This is a genomic window from Pseudostreptobacillus hongkongensis (assembly GCF_001559795.1).
GTDB lineage: Bacteria > Fusobacteriota > Fusobacteriia > Fusobacteriales > Leptotrichiaceae > Pseudostreptobacillus > Pseudostreptobacillus hongkongensis.
The window spans coordinates 1-237 of the sequence record NZ_LOHY01000036.1; the positions used below are offsets into that span (position 1 = coordinate 1).

General features: G+C 48.5%; 1 pseudogene. It reads left to right on the forward strand.

Annotated features, from left to right (window positions below):
- A pseudogene (locus AYC59_RS08495) lies at positions 1-185 on the forward strand (hypothetical protein); the annotation flags it as partial.
- Positions 186-237: the final 52 nt, after the last annotated feature.

Here is a 237-nt window from a genome sequence, read left to right on the forward strand (position 1 = left end):
GTCTGTGGCTAAATTTCGAGATTACCCTGGCAATCGACGATAAAGGTTTGGGTGCAGACCTCGCCGCCGTTCAGGACGATTATATTTCGCGTTCTCGTCTGCTCGATGCCCGTTTATGGCTAAAACGTCCATTATGGCAACGTGTCGCCGAGCGACTGTTTTACTTCTTCAGCCCGTTGCTGTAAAACGTCGCCAACAGAGGTTAAACAGGTAGTGACTATGGATATGGATCTAAAC